This is a genomic window from Gammaproteobacteria bacterium (assembly GCA_027296625.1).
Taxonomy (GTDB): domain Bacteria; phylum Pseudomonadota; class Gammaproteobacteria; order JAKEHO01; family JAKEHO01; genus JAKEHO01.
In genome coordinates, this window is record JAPUIX010000178.1 from 21,330 (window position 1) to 47,467 (window position 26,138).

A 26,138-nucleotide genomic window follows, 5' to 3' on the forward strand; every position below is an offset into this window, starting at 1 on the left:
GCGCTCGTTTAGCGGTTAAGCCAGTAGCGGCTAGTTATTTTCGGGCGGTAATGATTGCGGAGCCGTATGCAGTCAGGTATTCCTCATGGATCTCGTAAAAACCGTTGCGCTGAAGTTCTTCGGTTAGTTCCGGTATCCAACGGCTCTCTTCGATGAGTTTTGGGAGACTATGATAGATCTCTCGCCATGCGGGAAAGACGCGACTTCCAACGTGCTGCAGCATGCCGAAATAGAGACGCCAGACCCAAACCAGGTAGGCCTTTGGCGGATAGGTGAAATCGTGCATGAGTAGAAAACCGCGGTCCTTGAGATTCTTCCTTGTCATACGAGTCAGAACCTTTAGATCGGCGTATTTAGCCAGGTAAGACGAGGTCACACAGTCAAAAGGCGCATCGGCTCGGTAGTCCTCGGCTCGAGATAGGACGAGTTCCACATTTTCAACACCGAGTGTTTGGATCTTTTTCCGTGCGATGTCCAGATACTCGTCGCGTAGTTCGACTCCAACAACATGACAGTTTGGAAAACGTCTGGCGATTTCCAAAGTGGATATTCCGGTTCCGCAGGCTAAGTCCAATATGCGTTCACATCCTGCTGGAATGAGGTCGACGATTCGGCGTTTCCAGCGCCGGTCTATGCCGAACGTAGCGAAGTTGACCATGAAGTCGTACGTTTCGCCGGTACCGGAGAAAAGGCGATGGACCTGTTCGAGTCTTGGATCCGGTTCTTCCATAACGCCATTGTACAAATTGGAAGGGGAATCGATTGGCATCGTAGCGGTCACCCAATTAGTGGCGCATTTCATCTGTTATAGTTATTAGATCTGTTCGACAGCCCATAGTGCAGAACCTAAACGATTCGCTGAAGGGACGCAATGAAACTTGCAACATTCACACATAAAGGTGTGACAAGGGTCGGGATCGTGGTGAATGAAGCGATCGTGGATGTTACTGTGGAGAACGCCGATCTGCCGCAGAACATGATTGACGTGCTGGAGGGCGGTGAGCCAGTATTGGCTGTACTGCGGTCGCTTGAGCAAAGTGGCGCGCCATCGCTACCACTTGCCGAAGTACATCTTGAGGCGCCAGTCCTACGCCCCCCGAAGTTTCTTGCGATTGGGCTTAACTATGCGGACCATATTGAGGAGACCGGGCTAGAACGGCCTGAGTTCCCTTCATTTTTTAACAAACAATCGACATGCGTTATCGGACCGCATGATCCGATACACGCGCCACGGGTGTCAGCGAAACTCGACTACGAGGGCGAACTGGGATTTGTCATCGGTCGCCGCTGTCGCCACGTGCCGCGAGAACGGGCCCGTGACGTCATCGCAGGATATCTGATCGTAAACGATGTCACCGTGCGTGACTGGCAAGCGCGTTCGCCGACTTGGACGCTGGGGAAATCATTTGATACCCATGGTCCAACGGGGCCCTGGATTGTGACAGCCGATGAAATCGGTGATCCCCATGCGCTCGATATTGAGACATGGGTCAACGAAGAGCGGCGCCAGTCAACTAATACACGGCATATGATTTTTAATTGTTTTCAGCAGGTCGAGGTCTTATCCACCGCCTTCACGCTTGAACCAGGGGATATCATCTCGACTGGCACCAGCAGCGGCGTCGGTGTGATGATGACCCCGCGGGGTTATGTCAAGGCAGGTGATGTTGTGCGGGTGACAATAGAAAGGATAGGAGCTATCGAAAATCCAGTGATTGAGGAGCCGGACGATACCGCACGTTTATGATGCGTCGGTCACACTCGAACGCAAGTGATCGTTTGTGGCATTGAGGGACAAGCAGCGGAATTGGCTGGCCGACCTTAGGCCAGATGAAGGGCTGTTACGAATGATTGAAGCTGTTTCAGGCGCTGTCCAGCGTCATTCATTTCCAGAAGCAGCTGTTTTTCTTGGGGCGTTACGGGTAAGAGTTCAGCCAAGCGGTAGCCCACCCACACGGCGTCCCGATAGAGCTTTGAGGTCGGCGGATACGGAAGGTCGAGCTGTTCCACAATGTCCCGCAGAAGCGTTGCCGTGGGCTCATAGGTGTCAATCAGCTCTGCCGGGGGCTCGTTTGGGAACCACTCGACGCCCGCGTGGATGAGGTTATTTGCCGCTACGCTCCGTGTCCGGATCCGAAAGCGTCGTTCCCCACGTGCGGTGATGCCGAGTAATCCGTCGGGGCGCCGGTCCCAATCTGTGATCATTGCGAGTGTCCCAACCTCGTGGCTCACAGCCGCTGCCCCTACCTCACTACCTCGCCGAATGAGGCATACACCAAAGCCACGGCCAGTGTGCAAACACTCACTTACCATGTCGATATAGCGTGCTTCGAAGATCCGAAGGGGCAAGGTTCCGCCTGGAAACAGGACCGTATGTAATGGCAAGAGGGGGATGTGGGTCATCGTTCACGAAGCGCCTGGATCAGGCGCTCGTGGATGCCGCCGAATGCCCCGTTGCTCATGATCAGGATGTGATCGCTGGGTTGGGCAAATTTCACCGTATGTTCAAGCATCGCGCCGACGTCGCGAAATACATGACGCTTGTTTCCCAGCGCTGCTGTTGCCTCCTTCAGTTCCCAACGGAGTTCAGGTGGCTGATAGAGTAACGCCGCATCGGCCTGAGTCAGCGCCGCCGCCAATTCATCTTTGTGGACGCCCATGCGCATGGAGTTCGAGCGGGGCTCGAAGAGCGCAATGATTCGGTCATGGCCGACGCGTTGGCGGAGTGCCGTCAAGGTGCTGTGAATGGCGGTCGGATGGTGGGCGAAATCATCGTAGACGCGAATATCGTCAACCACGGCGAGACACTCCAAACGCCGTTTCACGCCGGTGAACCCCCTCAGTGCCTCACACGCTTGCGCCGGGGCCATACCGGCGTGCTGCGCGGCTGCAATGGCAGCCAGGCCGTTGAGGGCATTATGCTCGCCGATAAGCGGCCATTCGACCTCTCCAATTGTGGTGCTGTTTCGGCCCACCCGAAAACGACTAAAGTCCGGGCACTGGGGCTCTGCCTGCCAGTCGGCGCCGTCGCTCTCGAAGCGGCCAAAGGCCTCGCGCGGGGTCCAGCAGCCCATGGCCAGCATGGTCGTGACGGCCTCATCGTTATGGGGCAGGATGATCAGGCCGTTGCCAGGCACTGTCCGGACCAAATGGTGGAATTGCCGTAAGATAGCGGCAAGATCGGCGAAGATATCTGCATGATCATACTCGATATTGGTCAGGACTAAGGTCCGCGGCCGATAATGGACGAACTTTGAGCGCTTGTCCCAGAACGCCGTGTCGTACTCATCGGCCTCCACGATGAAGACATCGGGGCCGCCAAGCCGAGCAGACACGCCGAAATTAGCGGGTAGCCCGCCGACTAAAAAGCCGGGATTCATCCCTGCTGATTCCAGTAACCAAGCCAGGACGCTAGCAGTCGTGGTCTTGCCGTGGGTGCCCGCCACGGCCAGTACCCACCGCCCGCCCAAGACGTTTTCCGCCAGCCACGCGGGACCCGATGTGTAGGGTAGCCCCTCATTCAATATGTGTTCTATGGCCGGATTGCCACGCGAGAGCGCGTTTCCGACGAGCACGAGGTCCGGTGCAGGATCGGGCAGTGCCGCGGTATAGCTTTCCATGAGCTCGATGTCGTGTGCTTTAAGCTGCGTGCTCATGGGTGGGTAGACGTTGGCATCTGAGCCGCTCACCTGGTGCCCGAGCGCCTTCGCAAGGATTGCAACCCCACCCATGAAACTGCCGCAGATGCCAAGGATATGGATGTGCATTCCTACACCATCACGGGGAACAATGCGTTTAGTGTGCTAACGATGATCCAAAGGTAGCCAACGGCCAGTAGCAGTCCGATGCCGAACGACGTCGAGAGTGCATGGCGCAGAATATGGGCCATGATCACGACGTTCCAAACCACAAGTGCGAATAACAGCAACCCAGGTACGCGGATATCGGCTTCAGCAGCTCTTAATTCATGAAGCCAGAGTGACAGTGGTAAGGCGATGAGGCTCAAGATGATCCCTGTTCCCGCCAATGCCGTCAGCGACTGGATCCAACGTTCTGGCATGCTGCGAACACGGAGCAGGACCACGGTAAGCAAGGCGACCAGTATAGTCTCGGTGATTCCGGACAGGGTCGCCTGGAAAGGGGGTATGGTAATGAGCGCCAGCCCTATGCCACAGACCGTGTAGAACAGCAGGGTGACCGCTAAAAGAAAAGGCGATGCCGGTAACTCCTGGGGGCCTAAACGGAGACGGCAAATGTCAAAGAACGCCTGGAGAAGCGTAAAAATTCCGGTATACATCCTGAAATAGATACAAGGCAGCCAATTGATCGCCGACATCATAACCTACCGTATACCGGTGGGCTACACGGGGACCAAGGCGCACGATAGTGAATTTCCTGTCGCGCACCGCCTTGCTTACGTATGTCCAAAGGTTGTTGTTTATGATCGGTTAACCTCGCTGCTATATAACATATGAAGTTCGCGATCCTCATTAATGAAGGTCCTTACCAGCATCAGGCGTCTGATACAGCGTACCAGTTTGGCAAAGCTGCGTTGGAGGAAGGTCACGAAATATACCGTGTGGTTTTCTACCACGACGGCGTTTACAACGCATCGTGCCTAAGTGTCCCGCCACAAGATGACCGAAATATTATCAAGCGGTGGTCGGAACTAGCTAATCAGCACCATGTTGATCTGGTGCTTTGTGCATCGACGGCGCTGCGCCGTGGGATCCTTGATGAAGAAGAAGCACGGCGAAATGCTAAGGCTACAGGAAACCTGGCGCCGGGGTTCCGGATCGCGGGACTCGGACAGCTTGTTGATGCCGGTATCGTAGCGGAACGATTCATCGTTTTTGGGGACTGACGGAATGCATAACGGTGATGAAAGCGTGGGGCGCGGGATTGCTAAGCGGTTTATGTTCGTCCATCGTAAGGCGCCCCACGGCACGATCTACGCATGGGAGCTGCTTGAAGCAGCGCTGACAGCGGCAGCCTTTGCGCAGCATGTCACCCTTGTATTCATCGATGACGGTGTTTACCAGCTCAAGAAGAACCAGGATACAACGGGGATCGGCATAAAAGATTTCTCTCCAGTGTACCGGGCGCTGAAGGATTACGAAATTGAGAAAGTTTTTGTGGAGAGGGAGTCCGTTGAAAAACGTGGGTTGAGTCCAGCTGATTTTATTATTCCAGTCGAGATTATTGACTCTGCGGCACTGGGTAAGCTTATGGCGTGCCAGGATGTGATCCTATAGTTTTGCGATGTACGAGCGTGATAGCCTTGAGACTTGTTTGCGTCTTGCAGAAAAGGGAAGCAGCGTATTGTTGATTGAAGACGCTGTCTACGCGGCCGCCAATGACAGCGTTGCAAGTGAAATTTTGGCGCAGGCAATGCAGCGTGTCTCTGTTTACGTGCTTGGCCCAGACTTGAGAGCGCGTGGATTGCAGCAAAGCAGATTGTTAGAAGGTGTAAAGGATGTCGATTATAGGGCCTTCGTTCGATTAGTTACGGAGCACAAGGGGATTCTATCTTGGTTGTGATGGATTTTGAATACAATGGCTGGGCCTAAATGGTAGTTGAAGCACACGGGCGCATTATTGAGACTGACCCGGAGGGTTTTCTGGTTGATCTTGATGAATGGGATGAACAAGTTTCTAATGCCATGGCGGCTATGGATGACATTCAACTTAATGATGCCCATTGGGAGATAATTCGATTTATGCGCGATTATTACGACGAATTTAAGATCATCCCAATCATGCGCATCCTGGCCAAGGCAATTTGCAGTAGGCTCGATGAGGAAAAAGGATCGAGCCGGTATCTTTATAGTTTGTTTCCCGAAGGGCCAGTAAGACAAGCGTCCCGGTATGCGGGATTACCAAAACCGCCGAGTTGTATCTAATCGCGGCAGTTTATTTTTTTGCATACGTCTTCTCGATGTACTCATCCACCATCTGCTGAAATTCCTCGGCAATATTTTCACCGCGGAGCGTCACCGCTTTTTCCCCGTCGATAAATACCGGTGCCACGGGCGCCTCGCCGGTGCCAGGCAGGCTGATGCCAATATTCGCGTGTTTGCTCTCGCCCGGGCCGTTCACCACGCAGCCCATAACTGCCAGGGTCATATCTTCCACGCCGGCATAGTTCTCTCGCCAGATTGGCATTTGGCTGCGGACATAAGCTTGGATCTGGTCCGCGAGCTCTTGAAAGTACGTGCTTGTGGTACGCCCGCACCCCGGGCAGGCAGTGACCAGTGGTGTAAACGAGCGCAGACCTATTGTTTGGAGCATCTCTTGGGCGACGATGACTTCTTTACTGCGGTCGCCGCCGGGTTCGGGAGTCAGTGACACTCGGATCGTGTCGCCAATCCCTTCATTCAGGAGAACACTCATTGCCGCTGTTGACGCGACGATGCCCTTGGAGCCCATGCCGGCCTCCGTAAGGCCCAAGTGCAGCGCGTAGTCGCATCGTGAGCCCAGTTGTCGGTAAACGGCGATAAGGTCCTGTACGCCACTGACCTTACAGGAGAGAATGATTCTGTCGCGCGGCAGGCCGATTTCTTCAGCACGCTGGGCGCTTGTTAGCGCCGATACATTGAGGGCTTCGCGCATGACCTCATTGGCGTCCTTGGGCTCAGCCAGTTTGGCATTTTCGTCCATCATTTTAGTGAGCAGGTCGCTATCCAGACTGCCCCAGTTCACGCCAATACGTATGGGTTTATCGTACTTGATTGCCATTTCTATCATTGTTGCAAACTGGCTGTCACGTTTTCTACCAAAACCTACGTTGCCAGGATTGATACGATATTTTGCGAGTGCCTCTGCGCAGTCGGGATATTCTGTAAGTAATTTATGGCCGTTGTAATGAAAATCGCCAATGAGCGGAACGCGGCAATCTTCAACCTCTAAAAGATCCCGGATCTTTGCGACCTGTCCTGCAGCATCTTCAGTGTTCACTGTGATGCGGACCAGCTCCGAACCTGCTGCCGCAAGCTGTTGCACTTGCTTGGCCGTAGCCACGGCGTCCGCCGTGTCCGTGTTGGTCATCGACTGCACGACCACAGGTGCGCCACCACCAATGGTGATGGACCCAACCTTAACGGCCACGCTGGTACGCTGTTGATGGCTCTGAGGATTTGTAGCCATAGTGAATAGACGGCGATATTTGCGCGATTAAATGGGTGATTCGCGCGTTCTTACTGACTCAAACGTGTGGGCCGTAAACGCGTCAAACTCCTTATTGTACCGCTCTGCCCTTATTTCAGGCTACGGCTATCGCAAGATTTACTGATGATGATAGCCAACTTCCCAACATAGAGGGAGGGGGATCTTCGCCGCAAGGCGGTTGAGTGACAGGCACCAAGCGCGGGCTTTACCGAAGGACTGACTAGGGAGAAGCGATCAAGTCGAGGCCGTAGATCTCAGTATCGGGGTTAAACGCAAGCCAGGCGAACGCGAAGTAGACTCCGCTATCTACCGGTGACAGTTGTTGTCCCCGCAGGGGTCCGTGAACGGCGCGACACTGCCGTTCCTCTATGTGCCAAGCCGACGGGCCGTCATGAACGCCGTTCCGGTGGAGAAAAAGGGCCAGGCGGCAGGAATCAATCTGACCGCCCAGCTTCTCGGCGGCACGATTGGGATGACCCTATGCGGCACGCTCTTAGCAACGACAGGCGATTTTCAGATCGTGTTCTTGGTGACGGCTGGGATTACGCTTGCCGTCTTCGTGTTGGGCTGGTTCTTCATAGAGAGATAAAAAAGTGGGATTGGAGCTCTAGTGCAATATAATTGTGCAAGCAGAGACTAAATACTGCACTGAAACTGAATAGAATCCAGCCATGCCCGAATTAAAGTTGACCTACTTCGACTTCCACGGCGGCCGTGGCGAGCCTGCGCGCCTCGCAATGTTTATGGGCGGAATCGAGTTCGAGGACCGACGCGTGCCGTTGGCCGAGTGGCCTGCGGTCAAGGCCGAGATGCCGTTCCACGCTGTCCCGGTTCTCGAGGTCGACGGCAAAACCTTGACTCAGTCTAACGCCATCAACCGTTATGTCGGAAAGCTTGCTGGGCTCTATCCGAGCGATCCTTGGCAAGCGGCGCTTTGTGACGAGGTGATGGACACCGTCGAGGATATCGTTAACGAGGTCGTGGCAACGTTCACGATAGAGAATGAAGAGGAAAAAAGGGCCGCTCGGCAAGCATTGGCCGACGGCCCGCTACGCTTCTATCTGGAGCGACTGCAAACGCGGCTTGAGCAGACCGGCGGTGAGTATTTTGCTGATAACCGACTCACGGTGGCAGACCTAAAGGTCTTCGTTTGGATCCGGAATCTGAGGTCGGGATTGTTGGACTACATTCCAACGGACCTGCCTGACCGCATTGCGCCGCTACTGGTCGAACACTTGGAGCGCGTGAACAAGCACCCCAAGATCGCCGCGTACTATGAGAGTCGCTGAGCCGACTTCTGCTAGGCTCCGTTCAAAAGAAAAGAGCCGCCATTTGGCGGCTCTTTCAAGTAACGCTGGAATGGACTTATTTCGGTTGCGGCACGATCCGTAGATACGGTTTCGGCGCCTTCCAGCCCTGCGGGAATTTCTCCTTGGCTTCATCATCAGACACTGCCGGGACGATGATGACGTCTTCGCCCTGTTTCCAGTTAACCGGTGTGGCGACTTTGTGCTTCGCAGTCAACTGCATGGAGTCAAGCACCCTTAAGACCTCGTCGAAGTTTCGGCCAGTGCTCATGGGATAGGTGATCATCAGCTTGATCTTCTTGTCCGGCCCGATGACGAATACCGAGCGCACCGTTGCATTGTCTACCGCCGTCCGTTCCTTGGCCTTCCCTGAGGCGTTCGGGTGAATCATATCGTAGAGCTTCGCGACCTTTAGATCGGTATCACCGATAATTGGATAGTTCACTGCATGTCCTTGGGTTTCCTCGATATCCTTGGACCATGCGGAATGGTCGTCGACTGAATCGATACTGAGACCAATGGTTTTGCAATTGCGTTTATCAAATTCTGATTTCAGTCCGGCCATGTAGCCAAGCTCCGTGGTACAAACCGGTGTGAAATCCTTTGGATGGGAAAAGAGAACGGCCCATCCGTCTCCGACCCATTCATGGAAGTTTATCGTTCCCTCCGTTGTCTCTGCGGTAAAATCCGGCGCATCATCGCCTATGCGTAATGGCATCGTAACCTCCAGCGGGGTTCCGCTTGTTAACTTTGATAACTGCCTTAACTTGGGTGAAAGCCCATCAATAAATTATGCAATTCCGCATAGGGTAAGGCAACTCATGGAGAGACGAATTCGAACAGGCCCGAAACGATGTCATCGCTGTAACCGTATGTTTTGAAAAGCAAGAATGAAGTGATTCGAGCCCTTTTTCGGGGAATTCTAGAGTCAAAATGCGTGCATTTTAAAACAATGACGAGGAGATACGATGAACCATATAAAATACAAGCGAGATTGAGGTAGCAAAATGGGGGCTGGCCCGTTAATTCCCAGCGTGGAGAATGAAGATGCAACTTGAAGGCTCATGTCATTGCACTAGCGTGCGTTTTACAGTCCGTTCCGCCGACCCATATCCATTCAACCTCTGCTATTGTTCGATCTGCCGAAAGACCGCTGGCGGGGGTGGTTACGCGATCAATCTAGGTGCCGAATATGAGACGCTTGAGGTCAAGGGAAAGGAACATATCGGCACCTACCGGGCAAAAATCCCGAACCCTGAGACGGGTCAAATCGAAGAAAGTTTGGCGGAGCGAAACTTCTGTAAGCATTGCGGTAGTGCGCTTTGGGCATGGGATCCCCGATGGCCCGAGCTCGTGCATCCGGTTGCCTCAGCCATAGATTCGGATCTGCCAGTTCCGCCGGAGCGAACACACATGATGCTGGGTTCAAAAGCAAGTTGGGTCGAGGTGAAAGCGGGACCGAAGGACCAGACATTCGATGGGTATCCACAAGAGTCGCTTGCACAATGGCATCAGCGTCTAGGCCTTGAAGATATTGACTGCTAACCTGCCGCCCAAGCAGCCCGCGCGCTGTATACACCGATGTATCGTTGTAAGAGGTTTGTACTCTTCGCGACACACTAGTGGAGGAACCGGAGAATGCCTAGACGTCATCGTGAAAGACACCGCACACAACGCATCAGCTGGCTGCGCGCCGCCGTTTTGGGCGAACGTTTTTTCGAAGGCTAAATAACGCGACGCAGCGGTTGCTCAATCTTTATTCATAAATCTTGCTACTAATTCACGAATAATATACAAGTGAGATTGAGCTAGACTTTAATGTGATTACTCGCGCTATATAGTAGCATGATGGACTTCAAGAATACTCAGGTGATGCAGCGGAAGAAAACCGCAGCAAAAAAAAGGGTGACATCAAAAGCGTCAAAGAAAACGACGCGCAAAAAGGTTGCTGCCAAAAAACAATCAAAGAAGAAGAAGAAAGCTCAACGACCTCCTCCACCTTACGTTTCTCTGTGGCGCGATTGCGACCGCTTTTTCAACGATCTTGAGTGCATACTCGAAATGCAGCAGGTTGTATTGCCTGCCCTTGAGCATAAAGACGCCGAACGAAAAAACGCGTCGAGGCGGTCGTTTCCAAGCTACAAGCCTCGTCTAAACCATTAAAGATGACTTTGTCGGAAGTTAAAGCACTGATGCTCAATATTAAGAAACTGTTGATTGCAAGGAAACTGTTTTCCGAACAATTAATTGTTTTGCTGGTGTCTCGATTCGATGAATTCTTAGCCCCGATAATTGCAGCAATCTTTAAAAATAATCAAGCGTGGCTAAGGAGTACAGACAAGTCACTCACGTATAAAGACCTATTAGAACTTGGAACGTTCGACAGCGCTTTCGATGCAATCGTTGCCAAAGAAGTTGACATTCTGATGCATGACTCGCATGTAATTCAGCTAAAATTTCTTGACGAGAAACTAAAGCTCGGCTTATTTGAGCACTTTGAGGAGATCAATTGTTTCCTTGAGGTTGCAGAACGTAGAAACCTTTTTGTTCATTCTGGAGGGAAAACAACTAAGCAATATATTGCTAACTGTAAATCGCTGGGCATTTCCATAGATTCGGAATTGAAGGAAGGGACTTATTTGCCTGCTGCAGATAAATATTTTCGCGATGCTTTACGATGGACCTTTGAATTAGGACTTCGCATCGGGCAATCTACGATTAGACGACTTTTCCCAGATGCACTAGAGTATGCGGATCAACGACTGAACGAATTAGGTATTCGTCTGCTTGAGAGTGAAGACTGGGAGCTTGGGGAACTTGTCTTTTGTTATGGCGAATGCTTGCCGACAAATCTGCGTTCCAGTGGTGAAATGTATTATTATTTCGTGATTAATCGTTGTATTGCACTAAAGCAGTGTGGTAAGAACTTTTCAGAAGTTCTTAAGCCTATCGATTGGGAAGCATTCCATCCAAAGTATCATTTGGCTATTGCTGTTCTTAAAGAAGGCCTCTCCAAAACGGAGAAACTTATGACTTCGGCAGCGGTATTAGAAGAGGTTAGTGAAGAGGACTTTCGAACTTGGCCGCTCTTCCGAGACTTTAGAAAGACGGATGAATTCAAACGTGCATATAAGGTGAACTTTAAGAAAGACTACGTACTTGATTATAAAAAGGATGTTGAAGATCAACCGTCTGGAAGTGATCAAGACACTAAATTGTGAATTGATACAGATCTCTGACACTAGATTGGCATAATGTTAACAGTTTATAGATTAACGAACTCATCTTCATTTACTATATTGTTTCATTTGAGAATTGTGTGGTGAGCAATAGAAATATCGTGGATTCTGGTCATCTAGATAGCATGTGGATTGATGCGGTATGGCCAATCCTTATTTCAATATTGGATTGGTAGGTCGCTCTGGAAAATGTTTGAAGGCAATAGATCATTGTTAGGAAAAGGCGCGGCAAAGCAGTCCGGAGGTCTTCAAGCGTTACTCGGCAATTTTTATAATTCAGATTTTTCAACGACGTTCTTGTCACACAACTCGGTAAGCAAGCCCGCCAGATATTGAGTAACTTAGCGAAGACGCGGTTTTGGGCTGGTATGAGTTCAATGTGGGGATGATTGCATAACAGGGTTAGGTGCTCGACGATTGCCGCCGCGACTATAGGACAAGGGTGAAACGAATATTGTGTTGTCAGATAAAAAAGAGCCGCTTGAAGCGTATCGAGACTGGGTGGGTCAGGGTGATGGTGCGGTTTAGTGCATTGAGCGGACAAATTGGTATCCTAAGACCGATGTGTGTCATGTCTTAGTTTTAGGATGGACCGCAGTTTTTGAGCGAATAGCGCAAGTGCCGAAATGCGTCCATTTGAATCAATCCCGTTCGTTATTTTCTTCCTTGCATGCAAGTAGAAAAAGATCTCTGATTAGGTAGTGCACTTCTCGTTTGTCAGCGGCCAAAAGCTCATAAGGTGTTATGTTTTCGTGGGTGAGCGAGCTCTTGACAGGCTCCGGATTCCAGGGGACAAAGTACGTACCGCGCGTCGTTATAAGTTTCCGAAAGCCCGGATCACTGATACAAGATCGTGGCGGTCTGCTAACCGCGGGGGCAAGATTCGAATGGGGCATGGATGAGGACTTTATAGTAAGTGCGAATGCGAATCATTCTCATGTATATACGAGATTCTGCCAACATCTTTTCAAACTGATCCCTACTTACCCAATAATGAGGCCTTTAAGGAAATGTGATCCAATAGGACGAGACAATGTGGCTCAAGAGGGCCGTTTGGGCGCACCCGACTCTCAAGTAATCTATGTAAATCAATAGGTTAAATTTATGTAGGCCTGTTTCTTTCTTTTGTTAACGTAGAGAGACAACGTTAACCTATGTTAACATAGGAACACTTGGTTAACCTAGGTAAACCTAAGAAGACAGAGTTAACCTAGGTAAACCTAACAGCATTGGGTTAACATCATCGTTTAAGGTAGGACTATGGCGACTGAAAAATATGTCACTATCCCTGAACTGGCCAAACTCCTCGGTGTCAGCCGTACCGCGATCTACAATCGAGTCAAGAAAGGACAGATCCCTGCCACAAAAATAGGTAGGACCTACGCTATTACCGACCGGACTATCGCAGACATCCTAGGCAAGAAAGTAACGAGCCAAGGAAAAGAACGAATAGCCTCCGCTGTTCGCAAAACAGTGAAGGAATATGGAGAGGTCCTGAAACAATTGAGCAAGGAGTAGTGAGAATCATCACGATAGCGGACGTAGAATACCTTGCGTTCCAACTCGCACAAGAGCATCTCTCTTTCAACGAGCCAATACCGGATTTCTCCACGCGGTTTCCAAATGTGCTTGAAAGCTGTGTGTTAACCCCGTTTCAGACATTTTCGAGCAAGGCCCTATACCCGACGCTGGTCGCTAAGGCTGGCTTTCTCTTTTACCTAATGATCAAAAATCACCCTTTCCAGAATGGTAACAAACGAATTGCTATAACCACCTTGCTCATGTTTTTGTTTTTTAACGACAAATGGCTGAAAATTCATAATCAGGAATTGTATGAATTTACAATTTGGGTAGCACAGAGTCGATCGGAGTTCAAAGATCAGGTCGTAGCGACAATCGAGAAGTTCGTTCGACTTCATCTAGAAGATATGGACTAGTCTGCGCATCTAGGCAATGTAAATATTGAGTCTGGGCAGAGCACTTAGTGATAGGGATAAGGAAAATACATGTTCTGAGAACCAATGGTAGGATGTAGAACGCAGCAACAATAGCAATAGCAACAACCGATAAATAGCCAATGCTCGGGCAAGGCGCAGAAAGGCACCTCGATGGCCGCTGGGTCAGTGTGTCGGCGGAACGAAACAAAGGGCCGATCCTTGAAATACTGAAGCGCATTCTTCCTTCCAAGAGTTTAGTTCTCGAAATTGGGAGCGGCACTGGGCAGCACGTAGTGCATTTCGCGAGTGCGCTGCCGGCGCTGACCTGGCAGCCGAGTGATCCCGATGGCGAATTTCGCGAGTCCATATCCCTGTGGGCAACTGCGGAGAAGCTCAGCAATGTGAATGTCCCCGTTGATCTGGATGTCTGTCGGCACCCCTGGCCGGTTCCCAACGTCGATGCGGTCTTATCGATTAATATGGTCCACATCGCGCCATGGGCAGCAACAGAAGCACTGCTTGCCGGTGCAAGCGATGTGCTTTCTGACGGCGGGGTGTTATATCTGTACGGACCCTATCGGCGTTTTGGGCGCCACACGGCGCCAAGTAATGAAGCATTTGATGCGCAGTTGCGTGGGCGAAATCCGGATTGGGGTCTTAGAGATATGGAAGAGGTTGTTCGGCTTGCCGAGGATGCCGGATTTGAGCATGGTGAGACGATTAACATGCCGGCGAATAATTTTAGCCTCGTTTTCCGGAAAGGGACCGCCACACGCAAATAAGTGACTAGCCGCCGAGAAGCGCCTGGACTCTATATGATTGCGCCGGGGTGGACATGTTTGACAGACCGTAGGATTGCCCGGAAATTTTCAAGGAGAAGGGGATTGAATTCAGAAATTGCAACGTCGAGATCGATGAATTTCCCTTTCCCGATGACTCCTTCGACGTAGTGACCTGCTGTCAGGTCTTGGAACATTTCGTCGGTTCATCACTGGGAACGATGGCTGAAATCAAGCGGGTTCTGCACCCAGGTGGCATCCTGGAAGTGGACGTACCCAACGTCGTCTGTTTCCGAAACAGGAGCCGGATCCTACGCGGTAAGAACATCACCTTTGATTACAAGAAGCACTACCTCTATGAAGAGTCGGTACTGTACAAGGGACATTCCTTCTACCCCATGCGGCATAACCGGGAATTCACCCGGGATGAGCTGTATCTACTGCTCGACTGTGCTGGCTTCGACGATATCAGGGTCTCCTTTCTCAAATCCAGAAGGCAGCGCACCGGCCTGGAGCGGATCCGTTCGGTGGGCTCGGCGCTGCGGGACGCGGTCCCTTCTTTGCGAAAGTCGCTGATCGCCTTGGCCTACAAGCCACAGGTCTCATGAAATAGTGATGTAGAACGTGGCATCTGACCTAACGAAACACCCCGGAGAAGCATGGGCACTCACAGCCGATCGTTAGCCCTTAGCCTATCGCTGCTGCTGGCAATCGCTTCGGCTCCGCTGGGCGCCGGAGAGGGCAATGATGTGCTTGAGACGGTCAGCGAAGAGTACCCGATCCCACATCATGGCGTACTCACGCTGGATGTTCCCGTCCCCTGGCAGGCCGTGTTTTACCAGCCTCTATATAAGCAGTTTCCTTCGATCACGTTTTCTCCGCTTAAATCGAAAAGCTTCCAATTGTTCGTCACGGTCTTTTGGAACACGGCTTATGACGGCGATCTCAGCCATCCAGAGTCAATCAGACAACTGGTCGAGCGGGTCGGCGAGGAGGCCCTTGTTCACTCCGATGAAGAGGAATTGATGCTAAAGCCGATCGAAGGAACGGACCTGCCAGGCTATCTCTTTGACTTGTCTGATGAATCAGCACCAGAAGGGGACTACAAGTACCTTACTCAGGGTGCCATCGGTGTTGATGACTTGGTTTTGACCTTCACGCTGCTCGCCCACGAGCGTGATTCCCGTGAGCGCGAGGCGGCCCTGGAGATGCTAAAGAGCGCTCGCCAGAGAGAGTATCGCCAGGACGTGCGTGCGTCTTTACCATTGACTACGGCAAGCATCGCAGGCAACAGCCCGGATTAAGAGATCGACGCTTCTATAAGGGCTAACTACCAGCCGAATAGGCTGTGTTAGAAGCACTTCCCAGAGAAATTTCTTGATTTGTGACGTGCGTCATGAATCAGTAAGGTCATTAACGAGATGGAATTTTGTTTTTGTGATTTGATTCACAGTATTCAGATCCGATCTTTATTAATATTGTAACCGCTCATCATAACCTCCCATGATGATCTTATTGCTCGGTACTTGCTCTTACCCTCCTCCTCCCACCTAGAGCAGTACCGGGCACTTTTTTACCCCGAGATCCTCGGCCCCCACAGGCCCAGCCGCGATGAAATCCCTTGCCGCCTTTGCTGAGTCCTCGCGGCCGTGTGCTCGCCTCATTGGGTTTGTGCTTGTCTGAGCTAGGCTCGAAACACTCGAGTGCGCTATGATGTGGGAAATTCCGTCTAAGTCAGCACAGAGATCTAGACGACTCAGCAGTTTGAACGTGTCGTGGACGATAAACATAATCGATTAGATGAGGAGTGGCGGCAGTTGCTGTCGCCTGAGGCGTACGCCGTCTGTAGGAAAAAAGGGACAGAACGGCCCTTTAGCGGCAAATATCACGATTGCAAGGAAGAGGGTGTTTACCTATGTGTCTGTTGTGGCACGGCGTTGTTCCACTCCGAGACTAAGTTTGATTCGGGGACAGGTTGGCCAAGCTTCTCGGCACCGATCGCTGAAGAAAACATCAGCGCGAAATCAGACAATAGCGATGGTATGCGTCGTATCGAGGTGCTCTGTCGGACCTGTGATGCCCATCTTGGTCACGTGTTCGACGATGGCCCAGCACCCGCAAATCAGCGTTACTGTGTTAACTCTGTCGCACTAGCGTTTGAGAAAAAAAGCGATCAATCAAAAAGCTAGACTTATCCACGACCCTAGCCCGGGCCCCGCTGATTGATGCGTATAGATTATTTGAGCTATGACAGACCTTGCCGAGAGACGCTGTAAGCCCTGTGAAGGGGGTGTCCAACCATTGGGTAAGGCCCAAGCGTTGGAATTGGGGGCCCAGGTGGCAAGCTGGTCTCTCGATGATGCAGGGACCCGAATCAGCAAGACCTATCAGTTCAAGAATTATTATCAAACGATGGCCTTTGTAAACGCGGTCGCCTGGGTCGCCCATCACGAGGATCACCATCCCGATATGGAAGTCAGTTGGAACCGCTGTGTGGTTCACTATACCACCCACGCAATCAATGGCTTGTCTGAGAACGATTTCATCTGCGCTGCCAAGGTAGACCACTTATTTATGGGGGAACAGGGCCAATCGGGGACGATTACGGCGCAAGGCACTTGATTCAAGCGAAACCCCACGGGGCACAGTCCTTGGAGAAGCCCTCAAGAGGGTGGTCCGCCCGAGGGCAGCGGTCTAGTTTGGTTGATCGGGGTCTGCCGGTTCGAACCACGCGAGACTTTCGTGGAGTTTCACGACGTCTCCCACAATGATCAGACTGGGTGGGTGAATTTCGTGCTCCTTGATGATTTCGGGCAGCGTTTGTAACGTCGCAGCAAACACCCGCTGTTTTTGTGTTGTACCCTGCTGAACCAGCGCCGCGGGAGTTCCGGCGCCCATCCCATGGGCGATCAATTCACGACATAGAACATCTATCCCATGGACACCCATGTAAACTGCAATGGTCTGCTTAGGCTGGACGAGCGCGTTCCAGTTTAGGTTCATCGAGCCATCTTTCAGGTGTGCTGTGACGAAAATGCAGGAGTGGGCGTGATCCCGATGGGTAAGCGGGATGCCCGCATAGCAGGCGCACCCGGACGCGGCGGTAATGCCTGGTACGACCTGAAATGGAATGCCTTCTGCTGAAAGCGTCTCGATCTCTTCACCACCCCGCCCAAATATGAACGGATCACCGCCCTTGAGGCGCAGTACCCGATTCCCTTCTTTGGCAAGCCGCACCAAAATTTCGGTTATCTCCTGTTGCCCCATGGCATGTTGGCCTTTCTCCTTGCCCACGTAGATCCTTTTGGCGTCTTTGCGCGTTAATTCTAGGAGGGCGGGGGCGACCAGACGGTCATATAGCACGACGTCAGCCTGCTGCATGAGCCGCAGCGCACGAAATGTCAGCAGGTCTGGATCACCGGGGCCACCACCCACCAGATAGATCTCCCCCACGGATTGTGGGCTTGAGGCCGTCTCGTCCAGTTCGCTTTCTAGGGCGGCTAGGGCGGCTTTGTCCTGTCCAGCGAACAACATTTCAGCGATCGGCCCCTGCAGGATCTGCTCCCAGAACCGGCGACGGTCTCTCATCTTGGGGAAGCGTTTCTTCACTCTGCCACGGAAATCGGCCATCAAGGTTGCGAGGCGTCCGTATGCGGCAGGTATCATCGTTTCGAGGCGCGCGCGGAGAAGCCGTGCCAGCACCGGTGAGGCACCTCCCGTCGATATCGCAATCTGTACAGGTGCGCGGTCAACGATCGAAGGCATGATGAAAGTGCACAGTTCTGGACTATCAACAACGTTGACGGGGATATTGCGTGCCTGTGCAAGCTCGGAGACACGTTGATTGAGTTTGCCGTCATCCGTTGCCGCGATGACGAGCGCGCAGTCATCGAGGTGCTTGGCGGAAAAATTTTTTGCCTTGTGATCGATCCGGTTATCTGCGAGTAGTTGCGTGAGCTCTTCATTCAGCGTCGGAGAAACAACCCGCACCTGGGCTTCTGCTTGCAAGAGGCGAGCTATCTTCCGTACAGCGACATCCCCGCCACCCACCACGAGGCACAGCCGACCTTTTGCATTAAAGACAATGGGGAGAAATGTCATAAAGAGGGCAGGCAGAGCGCAGTTGCGTTGAAGATGGGCCTCAACGACTCAGGCCTTAGGCAAGGTAACACCTTTCTGTCCCTGGTATTTCCCTTCCCTGTCCTTGTAGGAGGTCTCGCACACTTCATCCGATTCAAGAAAGAGCACCTGGGCTATGCCTTCGTTGGCGTAGATCTTGGCGGGAAGCGGTGTTGAGTTGGAAAACTCCAACGTAACGTGGCCTTCCCACTCCGGTTCAAGGGGTGTGACATTGACAATGATTCCGCAGCGGGCATAGGTTGACTTGCCAACGCAGATCGTAAGGATGTTTCGTGGGATACGAAAATATTCCACGGTACGGGCGAGTGCAAATGAATTCGGCGGAATAATGCAGATGTCGGCCTTAACGTCAACGAAGCTATCGGCGTCGAAATTTTTAGGATCGACGATGGCGGAGTTTATATTTGTGAACACTTTGAACTCGTTGGCGCATCGGACATCGTAGCCGTAACTGGATGTCCCATAGGAAACCAGGCGGCCGTTATCGTTGTGCCTTACCTGCGAAGCCTCAAAGGGCTCAATCATGCCGTACTCTTTTACCATACGGCGGATCCATTTATCAGATTTTACGCTCAAGAACTTGGTCGCTGATTAGTAACAATTATAGTGGTTCATAGGAAATGAAGTGTCGGCGTTGATCGTACTATGGTGACCCTCAATTGTTTTGAATCACTATTTTTGGGAACTTGGCCGTATAGTCCTTTGCTTGCAATGAAAGCTTTGCCGCAACCCGCCTGGCAATTTCGAGATAAATTTGGGTTGCCTTTGAGTCCGGATCCATTGCAACTGTAGGCCGGCCACTGTCTACCCCCTTCCGTATGTTGATGTCAAGGGGTAGGGCACCGAGCAGCTCGACACCATACTGTTCGGCCATTCGCGCTGCACCGCCTGCGCCAAAGATGTGTTCTTCGTGCCCGCATTGGCTGCAGACGTGCACACTCATGTTTTCGACGATTCCGAGCACGGGCACGTTCACCTTCTCGAACATTTTGAGGCCCTTGCGGGCGTCCGCTAGGGCAATATCCTGGGGCGTCGTCACAATCACCGCGCCGCTTACCGGGATCTTCTGGCTCAGGGTGAGCTGAATGTCACCGGTCCCTGGCGGCAAATCGACTACGAGATAATCAACATCTTTCCAGTTGGTGTCGCTGAGCAGTTGTTGCAGTGCTTGCGTAACCATGGGGCCACGCCAGATCATGGGCGTGTCTTCTTCGATAAGGTAGCCAATGGACATTGACTGAACATGGTAGCTGATCTTGGGTTGCACGGACTTGCCGTCAGTTGTCTCGGGCTTCCCGTGGCATCCAAGCATCCGTGGCTGACTGGGGCCATAAATATCTGCGTCCAGGATGCCAACTGTCGCACCTTCTGCCTGCAAGGCGAGGGCGAGATTCACGGCAGTCGTGGATTTGCCGACACCGCCCTTACCGGACGCGACAGCGATGATGTTTTTGATGTTGGGTAGGGGTGTGACGCCCTTCTGGACGGCATGGATGGCAATATTACTGTGGAGGTTTACCGAGACCTCTCCAATCCCGGCAATCCCGGCGAGTGTTTCCTTTAAGTCTCCAATAAGCTGGTCCTGATAGCCTTTTGCGGGGTATCCGAGTTCGACGTCCACCGTTACATTGCCGTCTTTAACGGTGATGTCCTTTATTGACTTGGCCGAGACAAGATCAGTCCCTAGGTAGGGCTCCTGATACTTGGAAAGGGCCGCTTCGACCTGCTCACGGGTGATATCGGGCATGGGATGAGAGTCGCTCTAGGCCTCAGACTGCTGAGGGAGACATTTTACAACAAATACTGTAGGCCGTCTTACCTGGTCGCTGCGTGCATAACGCCTGCCCACAGAGGCAGTAACGGCGGTCGGTGGCGCTGACTGACACATGGTGATACCTTAGGCGCGCATTTTTTTCAGTGAAACAAGGGGCATGTCGGAACCGATCCGAAAGATTCTGGTAACCAGCGCCTTGCCCTATGCGAATGGGCCGATCCATATCGGCCATCTTGTCGAGTACATCCAGACAGATATCTGGGCGCGCTTCCAGAAGATGCGTGGGCATGAGTGCTATTACGTCTGTGCGGATGATGCGCATGGGACGCCGATCATGCTGCGAGCTCAGCAGGATGGCATCAGCCCCGAGCAATTAATTGAGCGTGTCGGCCGGGAGCACCGGGCGGATTTCGCCGACTTCGCTATTGATTTTGATAATTATCACACCACGCGGTCACCCGAGAATCGCGCGCTTGCCAATACCCTATACGAGCGATTGCGCGATGCCGGCCATATCTCTCGCCGCACGATTCGCCAGGCCTATGACCCTCAGAAAAAGATGTTTCTCCCGGACCGCTTTATCCGCGGTGAGTGCCCCAATTGCGGATCGGCGGACCAGTACGGGGACAGCTGCGAGGTCTGTGGTGCCACGTACTCTCCTGTTGATTTGAAAAACCCGGTTTCAGCCCTCTCTGGTGCGACGCCAGTTGAGAAGGAATCCGAGCATTATTTTTTCAAGCTGGGCAACTTCGAGGCGATGTTAAAAAAGTGGACTCAGGCGGGGCATCTGCAACTGGAAGTAGTCAACAAGCTCGAAGAGTGGTTTCAAGCGGGTCTTAGGGAATGGGATATCTCTCGAGACGAACCGTATTTTGGTTTCGAAATCCCGGACGCTCCGGGCAAATTTTTCTACGTTTGGCTGGATGCGCCGATTGGATATCTTGCGAGTTTCAAACAGCTGTGCAATCGGGAAGGACTGGATTTCGATGCCTTTATTGGTGCAGGGAGCACGGCGGAGATGTATCACTTTATTGGTAAGGATATTATCTATTTCCACGCCCTGTTTTGGCCCGCAATGCTGGAAGGTGCCGGGCTACGTACACCAACCGCCATCTTTGCCCATGGGTTTTTAACGGTCAATGGGCGAAAGATGTCAAAGTCCCGTGGCACTTTCGTCACTGCACGGGCCTACCTCGATCACCTGAACCCAGAATTCCTGCGCTACTATTTTGCCAGTAAGTTGGGTAATGGCATCGATGATATTGATCTGAACTTGGAGGACTTCGTTCAACGAGTCAATGCCGACATCGTAGGCAAGGTCGTGAATATTGCGAGCCGATGTGCTGGCTTTATCAGTAAACGGTTTGACGGCCGCTTGTCGGATGACATTGCAGCGCCAGAACTACTTGAATCGTTTATTGCCGCTGGCGACGAGATCGCCAGTGCTTACGAGTCACGTGAGTATGCAAAGGCCATGCGAGACGTGATGGCCTTAGCGGACAAGGCCAATCAATATATTGATGAAAGAAAGCCGTGGGTCATTGCAAAGGAAAAGGGCAAGGACAGCGAGCTACAGGCTATCTGCACGATGGGGTTCAATCTGTTCCGTGTGCTGATGGGCTACCTTGCGCCTGTCTTACCCGTGATGGCTTCAAAGGTCGAAAAATTCTTGAAGATTGAACCATTGACTTGGGATAGCATTGGAGAGCCTCTTACTAATCATGTCATTGGCAAATTTGAACCGTTAATGACTCGAGTTGAAGGTTCAGAGGTTAACGCTATGATCGAGGCATCCAAGTCCGACCTTGCGGCCGCCGAGGGCGATTCATCGAACAATGGCTCGAATCCGACACCTACTTCGAAAGTAAGCGAGAAAACTGTGGAGCAGATTAATCACGAAGACTTTGCCAAATTAGATTTGCGCATTGCACGCATCAATAAGGCTGAACACGTTGAGGGTGCGGACAAGTTATTACGCCTTGAGTTAGATCTTGGTGGTGAGATGCGCTCTGTGTATGCAGGTATTAAGGCTGCTTATTCACCGGAGGAGCTTGAAGGTAAGCTTACGGTCGTGTTAGCTAACCTGGCGCCGCGCAAGACGCGCTTTGGTATATCCGAAGGCATGGTGCTTGCCGCTGGGCCCGGTGGCAAGGACATCTGGTTGTTGCATCCGGACCCCGGGGCCGAGCCTGGGATGAAGGTCAAATAAGCTAGAATCACTCCCGAAGTTGGCGTGTCTTTGGGGCGGGACACGTTTGTCCAAATTGGGCGTCTGTGATTTGTGGCGGAGAATGGGTATCTAGCAGCTGCTATCGTACTTGTCGCCGTAACAACAGATGTTCATACTTGCTGGAAATATCAAGGCCCCGTAGCATGCGATCTTGTGAGCGAATACGCGCTGATCCTCGCCAGCACTGTACTGGTAAATAATCTGGTACTCGACCGACTACTCGGTGTGTGCCCCTTCTACGCGGTGTCGCGTAAGGTGGAAACTGCCATCGGGCTTTCCTGTGCGACGCTGTTTGTTCTCACGCTGGCCTCAGCAAGTAGCTACCTGGTGTTTACGTACCTTTTGGTCCCGCTAGGTATTGAGTATCTGCGCATCATTGTATTTATCCTTGTAGTTGCGGTTGTAGCGCAGTTCACGCAGTGGGCGATCGATGCGGTAAGTCCGTCTTTCTATCATCTATTGGGGATCTTTTTGCCCCTTGCCGCTGTTAACTGTGCGGTCTTGGGTGTGGCACTCATCAATCTTCAGGAGCCCCACAGCTTCATCCAATCATGCGTTTATGGCTTCGGTGCCGGCCTTGGGTTTTCGATCGTGTTGATTTTGTTCTCAAGTCTGCGTGAGCGACTTGCCGTTGCCGACGTGCCAAGGCCGTTTCAGGGAGCATCTATCGCGTTGGTAACGCTCGGATTGATGTCTATCGCCTTTATGGGCTTTGCCGGGCTAGTGAAGGGATGACCATCGTCAGCGCACTCTGGGTAATGAGCACGCTCGCGATTGGGGCGGCTTTGTTACTTGGTTACGCCGCAGCACGGTTTACTAGGGGAAGTTTATCTCTAACCGACAAGATCGATGCGTTACTACCGCAAACCCAATGTGGTGACTGCGGCTATTCGGGTTGTCGGCCCTATGCCGAGGCTATTACGCGTGGTGATGCCGACATCAATCAGTGCCCACCTGGCGGTGCTGTCACTATCATCGCCCTCGCTGAGTTGCTCGGGCGTGATCCCAAGCCTCTTGATCGGCACTATGGCACCTTGATGCCCAAGCAGGTTGCCGTTATCGATGAGGCCGTGTGCATAGGCTGCTTCAAATGTATTCAAGTCTGCCCCGTTGACGCAATATTGGGTGCCCCGAAACAGATGCACGCGGTGATCGCGTCCGAATGCACAGGCTGTGAACTCTGTATCGTGCCCTGCCCGGTGGATTGCATAAGCATGACGGAAGTCAACCAAGGGATTGCGAGTTGGCGTTGGCCAAGGTCGCAAGATGCGTCGAGGATCAGCTTTTGAGCCGGAAACTGTGGCAATTTCCCGGCGGGATAAAGCTTCCAGGGCACAAGGCGCTATCTAATCGGGAGCCATCCATCCCGGCGGCGATCCCGGTGCGCCTGTATTTACCCCTTCAACAGCATATCGGTATCACATCTCACCCCGTCGTCAAGATCGGTGACAAGGTTTTAAAAGGGCAGGTCATCGCACGCGCCGAGAGTTATGTCAGTGTGCCTATCCATGCCAGCACGTCTGGCACTGTGGCAGACGTCGGAGAATACCCCGTTCCACATCCTTCCGGTCTCAGCGCTATGTGTGTTGTCATCGAAGCCGATGGCCAAGATCTTTGGATCGAAAAGAAGCCGCCGAAGGACTACGAATCGTTGGAACCGGATGCACTCATCCATATCGTTCGAGATGCTGGGATCGTTGGCATGGGTGGTGCAGGCTTCCCGTCCCACGTTAAGGTTAACGAGGGTACGGAGAATGTTGTGAACACATTGATTATCAACGGTGTTGAGTGCGAGCCCTACATTACCTGTGACGATCGTCTGATCTGTGAGCGGGCTGATGAGGTCATTGGTGGGGCGCGGATCATCGCTCATGCCGTGAAGGCCAAGCGTTGTATCGTTGCCGTGGAGGATGATATGCCGGAAGCCTATGCGGCCCTGGAACGAGTGTCAGGTTCAGACATTGAACTGGCTAGGGTTCCTGCCATCTACCCGGCTGGCGGCGAAAAGCAGTTGATCTTAACGCTGACCGGTGAGGAGGTGCCGATTGGGCGCCTGCCCATCCACATTGGCATTGTAATGCACAATGTGGCGACGGCTGCGGCTGTTTACCGTGTCTTGGAATACGGTGAACCACTTGTATCGCGCTATGTGACTGTTACCGGTAGCGTGGCGCGGCCCCGGAATGTGCAGGCGCTCCTGGGGACGCCTGTTAGGGATCTGATTGACCAGTGTGGACGTGAGCTCGGTGCGCCTATGAAAGTGATCATGGGCGGTCCGATGATGGGTCTTCCCGTACACGATGAAAATGTACCCGTGACTAAGACGACGAACTGCATCCTCGTCACCAACAGTCTTGAAAGGGGTCCCGAGATGCCGTGTATTCGATGTGGTGACTGCGTTGACGTCTGTCCGGTCAATCTTCTTCCTCAGCATTTGTACTGGTACACCCGTGCGCACGACTTTGATACAGCACAAGACTTCAATCTTTTTGATTGTATTGACTGTGGCTGTTGTGCACACGTTTGCCCAAGCAACATCCCGCTCGTCCAGTATTTCTTCTTTGCAAAGTCGGAAATCGCAGTTGAAGAAGAGGCAAGGGAATCTGCGGATTTGGCGCGTCGGCGGTTCGAATCAAGGACTGTTCGCCTTGCGCAAGAAAAGCCGGCACGCAAGTCTCCTGTGCAGAAGGAAGAAGTTGTAGTTGGTGGGACACAAGAGGATCGCGGACAGAAAAGGGCCTATATTCAAGCAGCCATAGCAAGAACGAAAGCAAAGCGTGCTCGAGCCGGTGAAGCTAGACGCAGCAAAGAACCAAGCACTGCAATAGACGCGGACAGCAAATCGGCTTCTCGATCTGATGAATGAACTCTAGCGTACCTCCCTCTCTACGGGACGCCGAGCCGCGTTCGGTCTCGTCCATCATGCGCCAGGTGTTGTACGCGCTGGTGCCGGGGGTTGTTATCTACGTTTGGTTTTTCGGGTTTGGCGTTGTGATCAATTGCCTGATCGCAGTGACCGTGGCCCTTGCGTTGGAGGGCATCATGCTGGGACTTCGCAGGCGCGCCGTTAAACTATTTCTCACCGATGGAAGCGCCGCGGTTACCGGCATGCTCCTGGCACTGGCGATGCCGCCCTATGTGCCGTGGTGGGCGACGGTCATTGCCACTACCTTCGCAATTGTCGTCGCAAAACATCTATTTGGTGGCCTCGGTTACAATCCGTTTAACCCGGCGATGGCCGGCTATGCATTAGCATTGATCTCTTTCCCGGCACAGATGACCACTTGGCCGCTGCCGCACATCTTAAGTGAAATCCGTCCGGGTCTCATTGATAGTGCGCTGATAATTTTTACTGGTCACCCGGCAGGCGCACTTAGCCTGGATGCATTGAGCAGCGCTACACCGCTGGCACATATCAAAGCCGAGCTCGGACTTATGCAAACGGTGTCGGAGGCCCGTGATGCACCGATCTTTGGTGTATTCGGTGGAAAAGGGTGGGAGTGGTTGAGCATAGGCTATTTGGTAGGTGGTCTGTGGTTGTTGTACCAAAGAATCATCAAGTGGC

General features: G+C 52.4%; 31 protein-coding genes. 22 read left to right on the forward strand and 9 right to left on the reverse strand.

The annotated features are described in order from the left end of the window. Positions 1-34 precede the first annotated feature (34 nt). Complete coding sequence (locus tag O6944_11145) at positions 35-730, reverse strand: class I SAM-dependent methyltransferase (protein MCZ6719691.1); 696 nt, start codon at positions 728-730, stop codon at positions 35-37. Between the two features lie 141 nt (positions 731-871). Between O6944_11145 and O6944_11150 the strand changes: the two genes are divergently transcribed. Further along, positions 872-1,747, forward strand: a complete 876-nt coding sequence (locus O6944_11150; protein ID MCZ6719692.1) for a fumarylacetoacetate hydrolase family protein — start codon at positions 872-874, stop codon at positions 1,745-1,747. A gap of 74 nt (positions 1,748-1,821) precedes the next feature. On the opposite strand, the gene O6944_11155 is transcribed toward O6944_11150, so the two are convergent. From O6944_11155 to O6944_11165, 3 genes are read right to left on the reverse strand one after another with little or no spacing between them, the layout of a single operon-like run. Continuing rightward, on the reverse strand, positions 1,822-2,403 hold the full coding sequence (locus O6944_11155) for an LON peptidase substrate-binding domain-containing protein (GenBank protein MCZ6719693.1): 582 nt from the start codon (positions 2,401-2,403) through the stop codon (positions 1,822-1,824). Next, positions 2,400-3,767 carry a UDP-N-acetylmuramate:L-alanyl-gamma-D-glutamyl-meso-diaminopimelate ligase gene (mpl, locus tag O6944_11160; protein MCZ6719694.1) on the reverse strand — a complete coding sequence of 456 codons (1,368 nt, stop codon included), beginning with the start codon at positions 3,765-3,767 and terminating at the stop codon, positions 2,400-2,402. Before mpl ends, O6944_11155 begins: the two co-directional genes overlap by 4 nt. A gap of 2 nt (positions 3,768-3,769) precedes the next feature. Beyond that, positions 3,770-4,297: a hypothetical protein gene (locus tag O6944_11165; GenBank protein ID MCZ6719695.1), complete on the reverse strand. Its 528-nt coding sequence runs from the start codon at positions 4,295-4,297 to the stop codon at positions 3,770-3,772. A gap of 174 nt (positions 4,298-4,471) precedes the next feature. On the opposite strand from O6944_11165, the gene tusD reads away from it, so the two are divergent. From tusD to O6944_11185, 4 genes are read left to right on the forward strand one after another with little or no spacing between them, the layout of a single operon-like run. Next, positions 4,472-4,864 (forward strand): sulfurtransferase complex subunit TusD, encoded by a 393-nt coding sequence (gene tusD / locus O6944_11170; GenBank protein MCZ6719696.1) that lies wholly within the window; start codon positions 4,472-4,474, stop codon positions 4,862-4,864. Between the two features lie 4 nt (positions 4,865-4,868). Further along, on the forward strand, positions 4,869-5,255 hold the full coding sequence (gene tusC / locus O6944_11175; protein ID MCZ6719697.1) for a sulfurtransferase complex subunit TusC: 387 nt from the start codon (positions 4,869-4,871) through the stop codon (positions 5,253-5,255). A 7-nt stretch (positions 5,256-5,262) separates the two neighbouring features. After that, positions 5,263-5,541 (forward strand): sulfurtransferase complex subunit TusB, encoded by a 279-nt coding sequence (gene tusB / locus O6944_11180; GenBank protein ID MCZ6719698.1) that lies wholly within the window; start codon positions 5,263-5,265, stop codon positions 5,539-5,541. Between the two features lie 29 nt (positions 5,542-5,570). Further along, positions 5,571-5,903, forward strand: coding sequence for a TusE/DsrC/DsvC family sulfur relay protein (locus O6944_11185; GenBank protein ID MCZ6719699.1), 333 nt, complete (start codon positions 5,571-5,573; stop codon positions 5,901-5,903). A gap of 10 nt (positions 5,904-5,913) precedes the next feature. Here O6944_11185 and ispG read toward each other — a convergent pair whose 3' ends face one another. Further along, positions 5,914-7,146 (reverse strand): flavodoxin-dependent (E)-4-hydroxy-3-methylbut-2-enyl-diphosphate synthase, encoded by a 1,233-nt coding sequence (gene ispG / locus O6944_11190; GenBank protein MCZ6719700.1) that lies wholly within the window; start codon positions 7,144-7,146, stop codon positions 5,914-5,916. A 361-nt stretch (positions 7,147-7,507) separates the two neighbouring features. Here ispG and O6944_11195 point away from each other — a divergent pair, with 361 nt between their 5' ends. Continuing rightward, positions 7,508-7,756, forward strand: a complete 249-nt coding sequence (locus tag O6944_11195; protein MCZ6719701.1) for an MFS transporter — start codon at positions 7,508-7,510, stop codon at positions 7,754-7,756. An 82-nt stretch (positions 7,757-7,838) separates the two neighbouring features. Next, positions 7,839-8,456, forward strand: coding sequence for a glutathione S-transferase (locus O6944_11200; protein ID MCZ6719702.1), 618 nt, complete (start codon positions 7,839-7,841; stop codon positions 8,454-8,456). A gap of 76 nt (positions 8,457-8,532) precedes the next feature. Here O6944_11200 and O6944_11205 read toward each other — a convergent pair whose 3' ends face one another. Beyond that, positions 8,533-9,192 (reverse strand): peroxiredoxin, encoded by a 660-nt coding sequence (locus O6944_11205; protein MCZ6719703.1) that lies wholly within the window; start codon positions 9,190-9,192, stop codon positions 8,533-8,535. A 329-nt stretch (positions 9,193-9,521) separates the two neighbouring features. Here O6944_11205 and O6944_11210 point away from each other — a divergent pair, with 329 nt between their 5' ends. The 10 genes from O6944_11210 to O6944_11255 all read left to right on the forward strand — a co-directional run bounded on the left by O6944_11210 (position 9,522) and on the right by O6944_11255 (position 17,051). Then, a complete protein-coding gene (locus tag O6944_11210; GenBank protein MCZ6719704.1) occupies positions 9,522-10,019 on the forward strand; it encodes a GFA family protein in 498 nt (165 codons plus the stop codon). 300 nt (positions 10,020-10,319) lie between these two features. Beyond that, positions 10,320-10,637 carry a hypothetical protein gene (locus O6944_11215; GenBank protein MCZ6719705.1) on the forward strand — a complete coding sequence of 106 codons (318 nt, stop codon included), beginning with the start codon at positions 10,320-10,322 and terminating at the stop codon, positions 10,635-10,637. 2 nt (positions 10,638-10,639) lie between these two features. Next, positions 10,640-11,695 (forward strand): hypothetical protein, encoded by a 1,056-nt coding sequence (locus tag O6944_11220; protein MCZ6719706.1) that lies wholly within the window; start codon positions 10,640-10,642, stop codon positions 11,693-11,695. A 1,278-nt stretch (positions 11,696-12,973) separates the two neighbouring features. Continuing rightward, positions 12,974-13,231, forward strand: coding sequence for a helix-turn-helix domain-containing protein (locus O6944_11225; protein ID MCZ6719707.1), 258 nt, complete (start codon positions 12,974-12,976; stop codon positions 13,229-13,231). Continuing rightward, positions 13,231-13,650, forward strand: coding sequence for a type II toxin-antitoxin system death-on-curing family toxin (locus O6944_11230; protein ID MCZ6719708.1), 420 nt, complete (start codon positions 13,231-13,233; stop codon positions 13,648-13,650). Before O6944_11225 ends, O6944_11230 begins: the two co-directional genes overlap by 1 nt. A gap of 140 nt (positions 13,651-13,790) precedes the next feature. Further along, entirely contained in the window at positions 13,791-14,432 is a 642-nt protein-coding gene (locus tag O6944_11235) for a DUF938 domain-containing protein (protein ID MCZ6719709.1), read from the forward strand. Between the two features lie 101 nt (positions 14,433-14,533). Continuing rightward, positions 14,534-15,037: a class I SAM-dependent methyltransferase gene (locus O6944_11240; GenBank protein MCZ6719710.1), complete on the forward strand. Its 504-nt coding sequence runs from the start codon at positions 14,534-14,536 to the stop codon at positions 15,035-15,037. A gap of 51 nt (positions 15,038-15,088) precedes the next feature. Beyond that, on the forward strand, positions 15,089-15,733 hold the full coding sequence (locus O6944_11245; protein MCZ6719711.1) for a hypothetical protein: 645 nt from the start codon (positions 15,089-15,091) through the stop codon (positions 15,731-15,733). 471 nt (positions 15,734-16,204) lie between these two features. Then, a complete protein-coding gene (gene msrB, locus O6944_11250; protein ID MCZ6719712.1) occupies positions 16,205-16,618 on the forward strand; it encodes a peptide-methionine (R)-S-oxide reductase MsrB in 414 nt (137 codons plus the stop codon). A 58-nt stretch (positions 16,619-16,676) separates the two neighbouring features. After that, on the forward strand, positions 16,677-17,051 hold the full coding sequence (locus O6944_11255) for a 4a-hydroxytetrahydrobiopterin dehydratase (protein ID MCZ6719713.1): 375 nt from the start codon (positions 16,677-16,679) through the stop codon (positions 17,049-17,051). A 72-nt stretch (positions 17,052-17,123) separates the two neighbouring features. On the opposite strand, the gene cysG is transcribed toward O6944_11255, so the two are convergent. The 3 genes from cysG to apbC all read right to left on the reverse strand — a co-directional run bounded on the left by cysG (position 17,124) and on the right by apbC (position 20,316). Further along, positions 17,124-18,530, reverse strand: coding sequence for a siroheme synthase CysG (gene cysG, locus O6944_11260; GenBank protein MCZ6719714.1), 1,407 nt, complete (start codon positions 18,528-18,530; stop codon positions 17,124-17,126). Between the two features lie 48 nt (positions 18,531-18,578). Next, positions 18,579-19,145: a dCTP deaminase gene (dcd, locus tag O6944_11265; GenBank protein ID MCZ6719715.1), complete on the reverse strand. Its 567-nt coding sequence runs from the start codon at positions 19,143-19,145 to the stop codon at positions 18,579-18,581. A 79-nt stretch (positions 19,146-19,224) separates the two neighbouring features. Further along, complete coding sequence (gene apbC / locus O6944_11270; GenBank protein ID MCZ6719716.1) at positions 19,225-20,316, reverse strand: iron-sulfur cluster carrier protein ApbC; 1,092 nt, start codon at positions 20,314-20,316, stop codon at positions 19,225-19,227. Positions 20,317-20,500: 184 nt separating this feature from the next. On the opposite strand from apbC, the gene metG reads away from it, so the two are divergent. From metG to O6944_11295, 5 genes are all read left to right on the forward strand, one after another. Beyond that, positions 20,501-22,552: a methionine--tRNA ligase gene (gene metG, locus O6944_11275; protein MCZ6719717.1), complete on the forward strand. Its 2,052-nt coding sequence runs from the start codon at positions 20,501-20,503 to the stop codon at positions 22,550-22,552. 174 nt (positions 22,553-22,726) lie between these two features. Continuing rightward, complete coding sequence (rsxA, locus tag O6944_11280) at positions 22,727-23,308, forward strand: electron transport complex subunit RsxA (protein MCZ6719718.1); 582 nt, start codon at positions 22,727-22,729, stop codon at positions 23,306-23,308. Next, a complete protein-coding gene (gene rsxB, locus O6944_11285; GenBank protein MCZ6719719.1) occupies positions 23,305-23,862 on the forward strand; it encodes an electron transport complex subunit RsxB in 558 nt (185 codons plus the stop codon). The genes rsxA and rsxB overlap by 4 nt, the downstream gene beginning before the upstream one ends. Then, the gene (gene rsxC / locus O6944_11290; GenBank protein MCZ6719720.1) at positions 23,859-25,439 is read left to right on the forward strand and encodes an electron transport complex subunit RsxC; all 1,581 of its coding nucleotides are present in this window, start codon (positions 23,859-23,861) and stop codon (positions 25,437-25,439) included. Before rsxB ends, rsxC begins: the two co-directional genes overlap by 4 nt. A 56-nt stretch (positions 25,440-25,495) precedes the next feature. Continuing rightward, positions 25,496-26,138, forward strand: a 643-nt coding sequence (locus O6944_11295; protein MCZ6719721.1) for an RnfABCDGE type electron transport complex subunit D, incomplete at its 3' end; no start/stop codon positions are given.

Coding starts and splice junctions, on each gene's coding strand:
- O6944_11145 (MCZ6719691.1), bottom strand. CDS start 730: ATGGAAGAACCGGATCCAAGACTCGAACAGGTCCATCGCCTTTTCTCC.
- O6944_11150 (MCZ6719692.1), top strand. CDS start 872: ATGAAACTTGCAACATTCACACATAAAGGTGTGACAAGGGTCGGGATC.
- O6944_11155 (MCZ6719693.1), bottom strand. CDS start 2,403: ATGACCCACATCCCCCTCTTGCCATTACATACGGTCCTGTTTCCAGGC.
- mpl (MCZ6719694.1), bottom strand. CDS start 3,767: ATGCACATCCATATCCTTGGCATCTGCGGCAGTTTCATGGGTGGGGTT.
- O6944_11165 (MCZ6719695.1), bottom strand. CDS start 4,297: ATGTATACCGGAATTTTTACGCTTCTCCAGGCGTTCTTTGACATTTGC.
- tusD (MCZ6719696.1), top strand. CDS start 4,472: ATGAAGTTCGCGATCCTCATTAATGAAGGTCCTTACCAGCATCAGGCG.
- tusC (MCZ6719697.1), top strand. CDS start 4,869: ATGCATAACGGTGATGAAAGCGTGGGGCGCGGGATTGCTAAGCGGTTT.
- tusB (MCZ6719698.1), top strand. CDS start 5,263: ATGTACGAGCGTGATAGCCTTGAGACTTGTTTGCGTCTTGCAGAAAAG.
- O6944_11185 (MCZ6719699.1), top strand. CDS start 5,571: ATGGTAGTTGAAGCACACGGGCGCATTATTGAGACTGACCCGGAGGGT.
- ispG (MCZ6719700.1), bottom strand. CDS start 7,146: ATGGCTACAAATCCTCAGAGCCATCAACAGCGTACCAGCGTGGCCGTT.
- O6944_11200 (MCZ6719702.1), top strand. CDS start 7,839: ATGCCCGAATTAAAGTTGACCTACTTCGACTTCCACGGCGGCCGTGGC.
- O6944_11205 (MCZ6719703.1), bottom strand. CDS start 9,192: ATGCCATTACGCATAGGCGATGATGCGCCGGATTTTACCGCAGAGACA.
- O6944_11210 (MCZ6719704.1), top strand. CDS start 9,522: ATGCAACTTGAAGGCTCATGTCATTGCACTAGCGTGCGTTTTACAGTC.
- O6944_11215 (MCZ6719705.1), top strand. CDS start 10,320: ATGATGGACTTCAAGAATACTCAGGTGATGCAGCGGAAGAAAACCGCA.
- O6944_11220 (MCZ6719706.1), top strand. CDS start 10,640: ATGACTTTGTCGGAAGTTAAAGCACTGATGCTCAATATTAAGAAACTG.
- O6944_11225 (MCZ6719707.1), top strand. CDS start 12,974: ATGGCGACTGAAAAATATGTCACTATCCCTGAACTGGCCAAACTCCTC.
- O6944_11235 (MCZ6719709.1), top strand. CDS start 13,791: ATGCTCGGGCAAGGCGCAGAAAGGCACCTCGATGGCCGCTGGGTCAGT.
- O6944_11245 (MCZ6719711.1), top strand. CDS start 15,089: ATGGGCACTCACAGCCGATCGTTAGCCCTTAGCCTATCGCTGCTGCTG.
- O6944_11255 (MCZ6719713.1), top strand. CDS start 16,677: ATGACAGACCTTGCCGAGAGACGCTGTAAGCCCTGTGAAGGGGGTGTC.
- cysG (MCZ6719714.1), bottom strand. CDS start 18,530: ATGACATTTCTCCCCATTGTCTTTAATGCAAAAGGTCGGCTGTGCCTC.
- apbC (MCZ6719716.1), bottom strand. CDS start 20,316: ATGCCCGATATCACCCGTGAGCAGGTCGAAGCGGCCCTTTCCAAGTAT.
- metG (MCZ6719717.1), top strand. CDS start 20,501: ATGTCGGAACCGATCCGAAAGATTCTGGTAACCAGCGCCTTGCCCTAT.
- rsxB (MCZ6719719.1), top strand. CDS start 23,305: ATGACCATCGTCAGCGCACTCTGGGTAATGAGCACGCTCGCGATTGGG.